The 12,331-nt window shown below is 70.2% G+C and carries 11 protein-coding genes and 1 tRNA gene; 3 read left to right on the top strand and 9 right to left on the bottom strand.

Features of this window, described 5'->3' with window-relative positions; translation table 11 throughout:
• Positions 1 to 2 precede the first annotated feature (2 nt).
• Positions 3 to 78: transfer RNA gene (locus JF781_RS07510), tRNA-Thr, on the bottom strand.
• A 53-nt stretch (positions 79 to 131) separates the two neighbouring features.
• On the bottom strand, positions 132 to 1,373 hold the full coding sequence (locus JF781_RS07505; RefSeq protein WP_225326185.1) for a DNA polymerase III subunit delta': 1,242 nt from the start codon (positions 1,371 to 1,373) through the stop codon (positions 132 to 134).
• A gap of 97 nt (positions 1,374 to 1,470) precedes the next feature.
• Here JF781_RS07505 and JF781_RS07500 point away from each other — a divergent pair, with 97 nt between their 5' ends.
• On the top strand, positions 1,471 to 3,132 hold the full coding sequence (locus tag JF781_RS07500; protein ID WP_225326319.1) for an adenylate/guanylate cyclase domain-containing protein: 1,662 nt from the start codon (positions 1,471 to 1,473) through the stop codon (positions 3,130 to 3,132).
• Here JF781_RS07500 and topA read toward each other — a convergent pair.
• The 3 genes from topA to cspA all read right to left on the bottom strand — a co-directional run bounded on the left by topA (position 3,129) and on the right by cspA (position 7,131).
• Positions 3,129 to 5,954 carry a type I DNA topoisomerase gene (gene topA / locus JF781_RS07495; RefSeq protein ID WP_225326184.1) on the bottom strand — a complete coding sequence of 942 codons (2,826 nt, stop codon included), beginning with the start codon at positions 5,952 to 5,954 and terminating at the stop codon, positions 3,129 to 3,131. The genes JF781_RS07500 and topA overlap by 4 nt on opposite strands.
• Before the next feature lie 203 nt (positions 5,955 to 6,157).
• On the bottom strand, positions 6,158 to 6,757 hold the full coding sequence (locus JF781_RS07490) for a hypothetical protein (RefSeq protein WP_225326183.1): 600 nt from the start codon (positions 6,755 to 6,757) through the stop codon (positions 6,158 to 6,160).
• A 170-nt stretch (positions 6,758 to 6,927) separates the two neighbouring features.
• Positions 6,928 to 7,131 carry a cold shock protein CspA gene (gene cspA / locus JF781_RS07485; protein WP_007772268.1) on the bottom strand — a complete coding sequence of 68 codons (204 nt, stop codon included), beginning with the start codon at positions 7,129 to 7,131 and terminating at the stop codon, positions 6,928 to 6,930.
• A gap of 271 nt (positions 7,132 to 7,402) precedes the next feature.
• Between cspA and JF781_RS07480 the strand changes: the two genes are divergently transcribed.
• Positions 7,403 to 9,736, top strand: a complete 2,334-nt coding sequence (locus JF781_RS07480) for a DEAD/DEAH box helicase (RefSeq protein WP_225326182.1) — start codon at positions 7,403 to 7,405, stop codon at positions 9,734 to 9,736.
• Positions 9,737 to 9,816: 80 nt separating this feature from the next.
• Positions 9,817 to 10,842, top strand: a complete 1,026-nt coding sequence (locus JF781_RS07475; protein WP_225326181.1) for a PAS domain-containing protein — start codon at positions 9,817 to 9,819, stop codon at positions 10,840 to 10,842.
• On the opposite strand, the gene JF781_RS07470 is transcribed toward JF781_RS07475, so the two are convergent.
• The 4 genes from JF781_RS07470 to JF781_RS07455 are packed head-to-tail and all read right to left on the bottom strand — an operon-like array spanning position 10,839 to position 12,314.
• Positions 10,839 to 11,141, bottom strand: coding sequence for an Rv3654c family TadE-like protein (locus JF781_RS07470; RefSeq protein WP_308011523.1), 303 nt, complete (start codon positions 11,139 to 11,141; stop codon positions 10,839 to 10,841). The two genes, JF781_RS07475 and JF781_RS07470, sit on opposite strands and share 4 nt — an antisense overlap.
• 31 nt (positions 11,142 to 11,172) lie before the next feature.
• Entirely contained in the window at positions 11,173 to 11,463 is a 291-nt protein-coding gene (locus JF781_RS07465; RefSeq protein WP_275254028.1) for a TadE family type IV pilus minor pilin, read from the bottom strand.
• Positions 11,464 to 11,498: 35 nt separating this feature from the next.
• A complete protein-coding gene (locus JF781_RS07460; protein ID WP_225326180.1) occupies positions 11,499 to 11,699 on the bottom strand; it encodes a DUF4244 domain-containing protein in 201 nt (66 codons plus the stop codon).
• Positions 11,700 to 11,717: 18 nt separating this feature from the next.
• Positions 11,718 to 12,314, bottom strand: coding sequence for a type II secretion system F family protein (locus JF781_RS07455; protein WP_225326179.1), 597 nt, complete (start codon positions 12,312 to 12,314; stop codon positions 11,718 to 11,720).
• Between the last annotated feature and the right edge of the window lie 17 nt (positions 12,315 to 12,331).

Here is a 12,331-nt window from a genome sequence, read left to right as displayed (position 1 = left end):
AATGGAGCCGCCTAGGAGAATCGAACTCCTGACCTATTCATTACGAGTGAATCGCTCTACCGACTGAGCTAAGGCGGCGTGCCCTCGCGCGGGCGGCACGAGTCTACGGCAGGCGGGCGGACACCACGAAATCAATCGCGCGGTTCCTGGGTGCGCAGTTCCTGACCGATCGTCGCGACCATGGCGTCGACGGCGAACTTGGGCTTGACGTTGATCGCCAGCGCCTCGCGGCATTCGAGGACCGCCTCGATGCAGCGCAGCAGCCGATCGGGCGGGGCATGGGCCGCCAGCGCCGCGACCTTCTCGGCCATATCCGGGTGGTTGGCCCGCACCGCCCCGGCTCCCGCGTCCAGGGCGGAGGCCATCAGCGCATCCCGGAAATAGGTCGCCAGGTCGATCAGCGCCCGGTCCAGCGCGTCGCGCGAGGCCCGGGTCTGGCGCGACTTCTGCCGCCGCTCAAGGTCTTTGATCGCCCCGGCCGCACCGCGCATCGCGCCCGCGGTGCCCTTTCCGGTGCCACCGGCGCCGAGGGCCGTGCGCAGCTCCTCGGTCTCGGCCTCGGCGCGGTCCGCGGTCAGCACCACCGCCTCGGCTTCGGCCGCGGCCACCAACTCCTCGGCGGCGGCGTAGGCCCGCGACGGGGTCGCGGCGTCGCGCACCAGTCCCAGCGCCCGCTCGCGCCGCTGCCGGGCCTCCGGGTCGGTGGCCAGCCGGCGGGCCCGGCCGACGTGGCCGCCGCTGACCGACGCCGCCCAGTCCGCGGTCTCGGGACTCAGGCCGTCCCTGTCCACCAGCACGTGCGCGATCGCCTCGGTCGACGGCGTCACCAGCGCCACGTGCCGGCACCGGGACCGCAACGTGATCGCGATGTCCTCGGGGTCCACCGACGGCGCGCACAGCAGGAACACCGTCGACGGTGGCGGTTCCTCGACCACCTTCAGCAGCGCGTTGGCGGCGCCCTCGGTCAGCCGGTCGGCGTCCTCGATCACCACGATCTGCCGATTCCCGGTGGCCGGGCGCCGCGACGCGATCTGCACGATCGCGCGCATCTCGTCGACGCCGATGGACAGGCCCTCGGGAATCACCCGGCGCACGTCGGCGTGGGTGCCGGCCATGGTCGTCGTGCACGCGTGGCAGCGCCCGCAGCCCGGCCCCCCGTCTTCAACGGCGGCGGTGCACTGCAGCGCGGCCGCGAAGCACAGCGCCGCCACCGAGCGCCCCGAACCCGGCGGGCCGGTGATCAGCCACGCATGTGTCATAGTCCCGGCGCCCGCATCGCTGTGGGCTGGGTCACCGCGCGAGGCTTTGGCGGCGGCGAGCAGCTCGGCCGTCACCGCGTCTTGGCCTACCAGCCGCGCAAACACCCCGGACATCACCGGTAACACTAGACAGCGAGGCCGACAGATACCGATCGGCTACCGTACCGCGACCATTCCGTGACCTTTGCGGCCCTCGGGGCCCCCGCGCGACCTGCCGAGATCGTTATTAAGTTTCCGGGACGTCGCCGCCGCCCGATACGGTGGGTTCGTGACATCGGCGGCGGCACTACCGGGGCGGATCAGCGCATTCGTCCGATGGGTGGTGCGCACCCCGTGGCCGCTGTTCGCGCTGAGCATGCTGCAGGCCGACATCATCGGCGCGCTGTTCGTGCTCGGCTTCCTGCGCTACGGCCTGCCACCGCAGGACCGCATCGAACTGCAGGACCTGCCGACGCTCAACCTGGCGATCTTCGCGACCTCCTTGGTCGTCCTGTTCCTCGTCGGCGTCGTGGTCAACCTCAAGCTGCTGATGCCGGTCTTCCGCTGGCAGCGCCGCGACAACATGCTCGCCGAGACCGATCCGGTCGCGACCGAACTCGCCCGCAGCCGCGCGCTGCGCATGCCGTACTACCGCACCCTGAGCACCGTCGTGTACTGGTGCATCGGCGGCGTGGTGTTCATCGTGGCCAGCTGGTCGGTGGCCAAGTTCGCGGCGCCCGTCGTCTCGGTCGCCACCGCGCTGGGAGCCGCGGCCACCGCGATCATCGGCTATCTGCAATCCGAGCGGGTGCTGCGGCCGGTGGCGGTCGCCGCCCTGCGCAGCGGGGTGCCGGAGAACGTCAAGGCGCCCGGCGTCATCCTGCGCCAGATCCTGACCTGGATGCTCTCGACGGCGGTGCCGCTGATGGCGATCGTGTTGGCCGTGGTCGCCGACAAGGCCTCGCTGCTGCATGCCGCGCCGGAGAGCTTGTTCAACCCCATCCTGTTACTGGCGCTGACCGCGCTGGGCGTCGGGCTGATCAGCACCCTGCTGGTGGCCATGTCGATCGCCGATCCCCTGCGCCAGCTGCGCTGGGCTTTGAGCGAGGTGCAGCGCGGAAACTACAACGCGCACATGCAGATCTACGACGCCAGCGAGCTGGGCCTGCTGCAGGCGGGCTTCAACGACATGGTGCGCGACCTGTCCGAGCGGCAGCGGCTACGCGACCTGTTCGGCCGCTACGTCGGGGAGGACGTCGCCCGCCGCGCGCTGGAGCGCGGCACCGAGCTGGGCGGCCAGGAGCGCGACGTCGCGGTGCTGTTCGTCGACCTGGTCGGCTCCACCCAGCTGGCTTCCACCCGGCCGCCCGCCGAGGTCGTCCACCTGCTCAACGAGTTCTTCCGGGTGGTGGTGGACACCGTTGGCCGCCACGGCGGTTTCGTCAACAAGTTCCAGGGTGACGCGGCGCTGGCCATCTTCGGCGCGCCGATCGAGCACCCCGACTCACCGGGCGGGGCGCTGGCCGCCGCCCGGGAATTGCACGACGAGTTGCTCCCGGTGATCGGCTCGGCGGAGTTCGGCATCGGGGTGTCGTCCGGTCGGGCCATCGCCGGCCACATCGGTGCGCAGGCCCGCTTCGAGTACACGGTGATCGGCGACCCGGTCAACGAGGCCGCCCGGCTGACCGAGCTGGCCAAACTCGAGCCCGGCCACGTGCTCGCGTCGGCGATCGCCGTCAGCGGCGCGCTGGACGCCGAGGCGTTGTGCTGGGATGTCGGCGAGGTGGTCGAGCTGCGCGGCCGCAGGGCGCCCACCCAGCTGGCCCGACCGGTGAAGCTGGCCGCCCCGGAATTGGTTGCGCCGCAAGAGGTTTCCAGCGACGCAAGCAGCTAACTGCGCTTGGCGGTCTTTTTGGCCGCCGACTTCTTGGCCGGTGACTTGCGGGCGGCCTTCTTGGCGGGGCGCTTCGCCGGACCGCGGGCCCGGCGGTCGGCCAGCAGTTCGGCCGCCCGCTCGTCGGTGATCGACAGCACGTCGTCGCCCTTGCGCAGGCTCGCGTTCGTCTCGCCGTCGGTGACGTACGGCCCGAACCGGCCGTCCTTGATCACCATCGGCTTGCCCGTCGCCGGATCGGCGCCCAGCTCACGCAGCGGCGGCGCGGCGGCGCCCTGGCGGCCGCGGCGTTTGGGCTCGGCGTAGATCTTCAGCGCTTCCTCGAGGGTGATGTCGAACATCTGCTCCTCGGTGGCCAGCGAACGAGAATCGGTGCCGCGCTTCAGGTATGGGCCGTAGCGGCCGTTCTGAGCGGTGATCTCCTCGCCGGACTCGGGGTCGACGCCGACCACCCGGGGCAGCGAGAGCAGCCGCAGCGCATCCTCGAGCGTGACCGTCTGCAAGTCCATGGTGCGCAGCAGCGACCCGGTGCGGGGTTTGGGACCGGTGGGCTTCTTGCCCTTCTTCGCGGGTGTGGCGCTGCCGTCGTCGTCCCCGGGCGGCGGCTCGGGCAGGACCTCGGCCACGTACGGGCCGTATCGCCCGTCCTTGGCGACGATTTCGTGGCCCGTTGCCGGGTCCACACCCAGCACCCGTCCCTCCTGCGGCGTGGCGAACAGCTGCTCGGCCAGCTCGAGGGTCAATTCGTCGGGGGTCAGCGAGTCGTTGAGGTTGGCCCGCTGCGGCTTTGGCTCGCCGCTGGGATCATCGGGGTCGCCGGTCACCATGCGCTCCAGGTACGGCCCGTTCTTGCCCACCCGGACGTAGACCGGCCGGCCCTGCTCGTCGTCAAAGAGCCTGATGGAGTTGACTTCTCGGGCGTCGATGCCTTCTAGGTTGACGCCGACGAGCTTCTTCAGGCCGCCGGATCGGGCCACCGAATCGGCCACCCCGTGCTCGCCGCCGAAGTAGAAGTTGTTGAGCCAGTCGGTGCGCCGCTCCTGACCCGAGGCGATCGCATCGAGCTCGTCCTCCATCGCGGCGGTGAAGTCGTAGTCGACCAGCCGGCCGAAATGCTGCTCCAGCAAACCGGTTACGGCGAACGCGACCCACGAGGGCACCAGGGCGCTGCCCTTCTTGTGCACGTAGCCACGGTCCTGGATCGTCTTGATGATCGACGAATACGTCGACGGGCGGCCGATGCCCAACTCCTCGAGCGCCTTGACCAACGACGCCTCGGTGTAGCGCGCCGGCGGGTTGGTGGCGTGGCCGTCGGGCGTGAGCTCGATGGCGTCCAGCCGCTGGCCCTGGGTGAGCTGCGGCAGCCGGCTCTCGGCGTCGTCGGCCTCGCCGCCGGCCAACTCGTCCACCGTCTCCACGTAGGCCTTCAGGAAGCCCGCGAATGTGATGGTGCGACCGCTGGCGGAGAACACCACTTGCCTGTCCCCGGAACGGCCCCCGATCCGCAGGCTCAGCGTGGTGCCGCGCGCGTCGGCCATCTGCGAGGCCACCGTGCGCTGCCAGATCAGCTCGTAGAGCCGGAATTCGTCGCCGTCGAGCTCGCGGCGCACCGCGTCCGGGGTGGCGAACGTCTCGCCGGCGGGCCGGATCGCCTCGTGCGCCTCCTGGGCGTTCTTCACCTTGCGGGTGTACTGGCGCGGGGACGGCGAGACGTACTCCTCGCCGTAGAGCTGACGCGCCTGGTTGCGCGCGGCGTTGATCGCCGACTGCGACAGCGTGGTCGAGTCGGTACGCATATAGGTGATGTAGCCGTTCTCGTAGAGCCGCTGGGCGATGCTCATGGTGCGCTCCGAGGAGAACCGCAACTTGCGGCCGGCCTCCTGCTGCAGCGTCGACGTCATGAACGGCGCGTACGGCCGTCGCGTGTAAGGCTTTTCCTCCACCGAGGCGACGGACAGCTGGGCGCCGCGCAGCCCGGCGGCCAACTCGGTCGCGCTCGCTTCGTCGAGGATGGTGACCTCGTCGGCCTTGCGCAGCTGGCCCAGCGAGTCGAAGTCGCGGCCGGCGGCCACGCGAAGGCCGTCGACGTTGGTGAGCCTGGCGGTGAAGGTGGGCGGCGATGCCTGGGGGTCGGACACGCTGGCGTCCAGCTGGGCCACGATATCCCAGTAGGACGCGCTGCGAAACGCCATGCGGTCGCGTTCGCGCTGCACGATGATCCGGGTGGCCACCGACTGGACCCGGCCCGCCGACAGCTTGGGCGCGACCTTCTTCCACAGCACCGGGCTGACCTCGTAGCCGTACAGGCGGTCGAGGATGCGGCGGGTCTCCTGCGCGTCGACCAGATCGATATCGAGGTCGCGGGGATTCTCGGCGGCCTCCAGGATCGCCGGCTCGGTGATCTCGTGGAACACCATCCGCTTGACCGGAATGTTGGGCTTGAGGGTCTCCAGCAGGTGCCAGGCGATGGCTTCGCCCTCACGGTCACCATCCGTGGCGAGATAGAGCTCGTCGACGTCCTTGAGCAGGCCCTTGAGTTCGGTGACGGTGCTCTTCTTCTCGGGGCTGATGATGTAGAGCGGTTCGAAGTCGTGGTCGACGTTCACGCCCAGCCTGGCCCACGGCTCCGACTTGTACTTGGCGGGCACGTCGGCCGCGGCGCGGGGCAGGTCGCGAATGTGACCGCGGGACGACTCGACGATGTAGCTGGACCCCAGGTAGCCGGCCAGTTTGCGCGCCTTGGTAGGCGACTCGACAATCACAAGTCGCCGGCGGCTTCCGTTGCCGCCGCCGGCGCTGTCCTTCAGTTTCGGGTCAGCCAACTGCCCTTACGCTCCATCCCTGATTGGTCCCCCCTGCGAGACCACCTGCAGGAAGAATGACAGGTCGGCATCGAAAATTCCGGTGAAATTCAGGTACGCGACCGTTCCTTCGCCCTGCGGCACCTGACAATTTCGCACCCTCGGGCGGGCCTGCGCAAACCGACGCTCGAGAACGCGGCGCAAAATCGCCCGTTGTCCGCCGGCTAAACCCGCGGCCACCGGGACAGCGCCTCGGCGCCGTCGGGCGGCTCCCCCACGTTCTCTACCAGGCGCGATAGCCTGCGGCGGCCGGTGATGCGCAGCGCCGGGTGGCCGCCTCGGGTGCCGATCAAGGTGGGCGCGATCCCGACGCGCATCAACGCCGACGCCAGCGGCGAGTGAGTGTCGGGCGCGTGCGGGTCGAGCGCCAGCAGGTAATGCTCGCCCTCCGGGTTGCCGGCCGCCAGCGTCCACGCCCGCAGCTCCCGCGGCCCGGGCAGCCAGCGCGGCGGCACGGTCTTGACCGCGCCGCGCGTCCATTCGGCCGCCAGCGTGCTCAGCGACGGGTCCACCGCCGTGCGCACCAGCGGGGTGTCCTCGTCGGTCCGGCTGATCTCGGCCACCAGCCCGGCCTCGCGGATCATGTCCGCCAGCGCCGAGGCCCGCCATACGTCGTCGACGACCACGGAAAGCCGAGCCAGCCGCGCGCCCTGCGCCTCCGGACCGCCGACGGTGACGATCTGCCCGGACGCCGCCAGCACCCCGGAAAGATCGGCGACCGCGGGCGGCACCGACTCCGCTGTGAAGAAGGAAAGCTGGCTCACGCCATCCGACAGTAGGCCCTCTCACCCGTCCGCGTCTTGAGGCGACCGGCGCGGCGGCGGCGGGCACCCACGTGGCGCAAAAGCCGAAAGAAACCGAAACAAAGAGGAAACCCCCCGGCGGGGCCCGCTGGGGGCTGCACGGGGGGTATCCGTCTCAGGTCTGCTCTCCTCTACAGGGAGCGGACTCCGGTGGCCTGGGGGCCCTTAGGGCTGTGGCCGATTTCGAACTCGACCTTCTGGTTCTCTTCGAGGGTGCGGAAGCCCGAACCCTGGATCTCCGTGTAGTGGACAAACACATCCGCGGAACCGTCTTCGGGGGCAATGAACCCAAAGCCCTTCTCCGCGTTGAACCACTTCACAGTTCCCTGTGGCATCTCTCGATCTTTCCTTTTCTTCTGGGTGCGGGGCATCGCCTTTCGATGCCCCGGGCCTGGTACGACCGCCATACCTCGCTGAGTCGCCGGAACTTCACCCGACCGATTAACCTCGCAGGAACCGCGGCCGCAACGTCGATCCTGCGAAAGTTTGACACGAACACAGAAGCTGCGACCGCAATTAGTCAACCATGTTCATCGCGTCGGCGACAGACTTGTGTGTTTGCCTGATGTGAAGTGCGATTCGGGCAGCGATGCGAAGCGGGGTGAGATGGCGAGTTTCGGCAGTGACCTGCTTGCCGCCGCGCTCGCCGGAACCGCGACGGACGAACGCCCGCTGCGCCACGTCGCCGAGCTGCCGCCGCGCGGCGGCCGGCCGGCCGATTGGCCGGCGTGGGCCGAGCCCGACGTGGTCAAGGCGTTCGCCGACCGCGGGATCGCCGCACCCTGGTCGCATCAGTTCGCGGCCGCGGACCTGGCCTACGCGGGCCGCCATGTGGTGGTGAGCACCGGCACCGCGTCCGGCAAGTCGCTGGCCTATCAGCTCCCCGTCCTCAACGCGCTGGCGACCGATCCGCGGGCCCGGGTGCTCTACCTGTCGCCGACCAAGGCCCTGGGGCATGACCAGCTGCGGGCCGCGCACGCACTCACCGCGGCGGTTCCGCGGCTGCATGACCCCGGTTTTGCGGTGGCGCCCACCGCCTACGACGGCGACAGCCCCGCCGAGGTGCGCCGCTTCGCGCGGGAGCGCTCCCGCTGGTTGTTCTCCAACCCCGACATGATCCATGTGTCGATCCTGCGCAACCATGCCCGCTGGGCCGTCCTGTTGCGGGGTCTTCGCTTCGTGGTGGTCGACGAATGTCATTACTACCGTGGGGTGTTCGGCTCCAATGTGGCGATGGTGCTGCGCCGCTTGTTGCGGTTGTGCGCCCGCTATTCGAGTGCGCCGACGGTGATCTTCGCCAGCGCGACAACGGATTCCCCGGGAGCGACGGCCGCCGAGCTCATCGGGCTTCCGGTTCAGGAGGTCACCGAAGACGGTTCACCCCAGGGGGCGCGGACCGTGGCACTGTGGGAACCCGCGCTGCGGGCCGACCTGGTTGGCGAGAACGGCGCGCCGGTGCGGCGCTCGGCGGGTGCGGAGGCGGCGCGCGTCATGGCCGACCTGATCGCCGAGGGAGCCCAGACCCTGACCTTCGTACGGTCGCGCCGCGCGGCGGAATTGACCGCGCTGGGCGCCCAGGCGAGGTTGGACGACATCGCCCCGGAGCTTTCCCGGACGGTGGCGTCGTATCGGGCCGGGTATCTCGCGGAGGACCGCACCGCGCTGGAGCGTGCCCTGGCCGAGGGCCGGTTGCGCGGCCTGGCCACCACCAATGCGTTGGAGCTGGGCGTCGACATCGCCGGGTTGGACGCGGTGGTGCTCGCCGGTTTTCCCGGCACCGTCGCCTCGTTCTGGCAGCAGGCCGGCCGCTCCGGACGGCGCGGCCAGGGGGCGCTGGTGGTGCTGATCGCCCGTGACGATCCGCTGGACACGTATCTGGTGCACAACCCGGCCGCGCTGCTGGACAAGCCGGTCGAGCGGGTCGTCATCGACCCCGGGAACCCGTACATCCTGAGTCCGCAATTGCTTTGCGCGGCAACCGAACTGCCGCTGGACGAGGTCGAAGTCCGCGAACTCGGCGCCACCGACGTGGCGGACGGCCTGGTCGATGACGGGCTGCTGCGGCGGCGAAGCGGCAAGTACTTTCCGGTGCCCGGTCTGGAACCGCATGCCGCGGTGGACATCCGGGGCTCGGTGGGCGGGCAGATCGTCATCGTGGAGACCGACACCGGGCGGTTGCTGGGCAGCGCCGGCGTCGGCCAGGCACCGGTCTCGGTGCACCCGGGAGCGGTGTACCTGCATCAAGGCGACAGCTACGTGGTGGACTCGCTGGACACCGAGGAGGGCATCGCCTTCGTCCACGCCGAGGACCCCGGTTATGCGACGTTCGCGCGGGAGATCACCGACATCGCCGTCACCGGCACCGGCGAGCGCTCGGCCTTCGGTCCGGTCACGCTGGGGCTGGTCCCGGTTCGGGTCACGCACCGGGTGGTGGGGTATCTGCGCCGCCGGCTCTCCGGGGAGGTGATCGACTTCATCGAATTGGACATGCCGGAGCACACGCTGGCCACCACCTCGGTGATGTACACCATCACCGAGGATGCGTTGCAGCGCAACGGTATTGACGGCACGCGGATTCCCGGGGCATTGCATGCGGCCGAGCACGCGGCCATCGGGCTGCTGCCGTTGGTCGCCAGCTGCGACCGCGGCGACATCGGCGGCTTGTCCACCGCGGTGGGACCCGAGCCCGACGGGCTGCCCAGTGTCTTCGTCTACGACGGGTATCCGGGCGGCGCGGGATTCGCCGAACGGGGCTTTCGAAAGGCCCGCACGTGGCTCGGCGCGACGGCCGGCGCCATCGAGGCGTGCGAATGCCCGCGGGGGTGCCCGTCGTGCGTGCAGTCCCCCAAGTGCGGCAACGGCAACGACCCGCTCGACAAGGCCGGCGCGGTGCAGGTGCTGCGGTTGGTCCTCGCGGAGCTGGCGCGAGAGTCACGCTGAGCAAACCGGCGGAGCCGGCGAGGTCGCCCGTCGGTTCACCCGCTCCCACGGGCGCGTCCCGTCGCCGTAAACTCAGCCGCATGGCCCACGACTGGTTGCTCGTGGAGACGCTCGGTGGGGATCCCACCGTTGTGGCGCAGGGGCGCCAACTGAAGAATCTCGTCCCGATCGCCACCTTCCTGCGCCGCAGCCCGTATCTCGCCGCGGTGCGAACCGCGATCGCCGAATCGGTGCAGACCGGGCAGGGCCTGACCAGCATCACACCCAAGCGTGATCGCATCATTCGCACCGAACCGGTGGTGATGTCCGACGGTCTCATCCACGGCGTGCACGTGTGGACCGGGCCCTCCGACATCGACCCGCCCGAGCGCCCGATTCCGGGGCCGCTGAAGTGGGACCTGACCCTGGGTGTGGCGACCGACACCCGCGAATCGCTGATCAACAGCGGCAAGAACCCCGAAGTCGAAGTCACCTTCGGCAGGGCCTTCGCCGAGGATCTCCCGTCCCGTGAACTCAACCCGAACGAGACCAAAGTGCTCGCGATGGCGGTCAAGGCCAAGCCCGACCAAACATTGTGCAGCACCTGGGATCTCACCGACTGGCGCGGCAAGGCGATCCGGATAGGTTTCGTCGCGCGCACGATCTTGGAGCCGGGGCCCGACGGCCGGGAGCACTTGGTGGCGCGAGCGATCAACTGGCAGTCCGAACTGAAGGGCCCGGCGGTGTCGACCGACGACCTGGCGCAACGGATCCTCAGCGGCCTCGCCCAGGCCGGGGTGCACCGCGCGCTGATCGACCTCAACAACTGGACCCTGTTGAAATGGCTCGACGAGCCCTGCACCTTTTACGACTGGCGACGCAGCGAGACGGGAAAGCCACGCGTTCACCCCGACGATCAGGACGTGATGACCGCCATGACAAGGGAATTCGACGGGGGCGCCACCAGTCGGGTGCTGCGCATGCCCGGGCACGACGGGGACTGGGTGCCGGTGCACATCACCGTCAACCGGGTGGAGCTGGAGCCGGATACGTACGCGGGGCTGGTCTCCCTGCGATTGCCCACCGATGACGAGCTGGTCGCCGCGGGGCTGTCACAAGCGCCCTAGTCCTTTCCTGCGACCGCCGGCCCCGCCCGCGCGGTGGCCCGTGCCGTACCGGCGACGACGACCGCCACCCGCGCCGTGATGACGACATCGAGACCGTCGACCACACAGCCGATGTCGTCGACCCGCATCGCGCGGGCGACGACCGCGGCGTGGGTGCAGGCCGCGTCGGATCCGGACGCCAGGCGCGCCGCCGCGGCCAGGGCGGCCAGGTCGGCCGCCGCCTGTGCGCGGTGACGGGCCACCACCGCCGAGCCGAGGTAGGCGGCGACGCCGGTCGCCCATAGCAGCACCACGACCATCCAGGCCGCGACCAATGTGGCCGAGCCCCGATCATCGGGGCGGCTCGACCGCGGCGACCGCCTTTGCGTCAATGACACTGGCGGGCAACAACTTCGAGTGCGCGACCACGGTGGCGACCAGGAAGTCGCCGTCGCGGTGCAGGTCGATTCGCGACCCGGCAGGGGCGAGTCGGCGAGCGGCGGCCACGGCGGAGCGTTCGTCGCCGCGAGCGGCCAGTCGGGCGGCCTCGCGCGCGGCGTCGATGCAGCGCACCTGCATCGAAACCGCGCTGACGCCGGCCAGGCACAGCACCAGCACCACCACGAGCGATGCGATGCCCAACGCCGCCTCGACGGTGCTCGCGCCGGCACTACCGGCTACACCTTGGTGTTGAGCGCACGGCCGATGATGTTGGTCAGCGCCGACACGATGGAATCTCCGGTGACCACCGCGTACAGCACCGCGCCGAACGCCGCCGCCGCTATCGTGCCGATGGCGTATTCGACCGTCGACATGCCCGACTCGTCGGCCGCCAGCACGACCACGCGCGCGGCGAATTCGCGAAACATGTTGATCATCAAGGACTTCCTTTCGTTTCACAGCAGACCCGACTGCAGCACCTCACCGGCCAATCCCGCCACCACCGGGACGATGCCCAAGCAGACGAACGCCGGCAAGAAGCACAGGCCCAGCGGCCCGGCGATGAGCACCCCGGCCCGCTCGGCGGCGGCGGTGGCCGCGTGTGCGGCGTCGTGGCGGGACTGGTCGGCCAACTCGGCGACGCCACCGGCCAGCGCCGCGCCCGAGGACGCAGAGCGCCGCGCCAACCGCAGCAGCGCGTCGACGTGCGTGTCGTCCGGGCTCGCCGGTAGGTCCGACGGAATCGCCCATGCCACAGCGGGATCGGCGCCCAGCGCCAGCAGGTCGGCGGTCCGGCGCAGGACGCGGGCCAGCTGTGGCGGCGCGGATGGCGCGGCGGCCGCCGCGGCGGTCGACACCGCCATGCCCGCCCCCAGGCACACGGCCAGCACGTCGAGACAGGACGCGACCGCCAGCGCGTCCGGGCCGCCCGTTCGCGCGGCGGTCCCCCGCGCCCGGCCGCCGCGCAGCGGCATCCCGGCACGCCGTCGCGTCAGCGAGGGACCGGGACCGATCCACAGCGCCGCGGCCAGCAGCACCGCTACGAGGTTCATGCGCCGCTCCTCCTCAT

The organism is Mycobacterium sp. WUMAC-067 (genome assembly GCF_020217485.1).
In the GTDB taxonomy this organism is placed as follows: Bacteria; Actinomycetota; Actinomycetes; order Mycobacteriales; family Mycobacteriaceae; genus Mycobacterium.
Note: the sequence above shows the minus strand (reverse complement) of the source record. Positions and strands in the feature narration are given on the sequence as shown.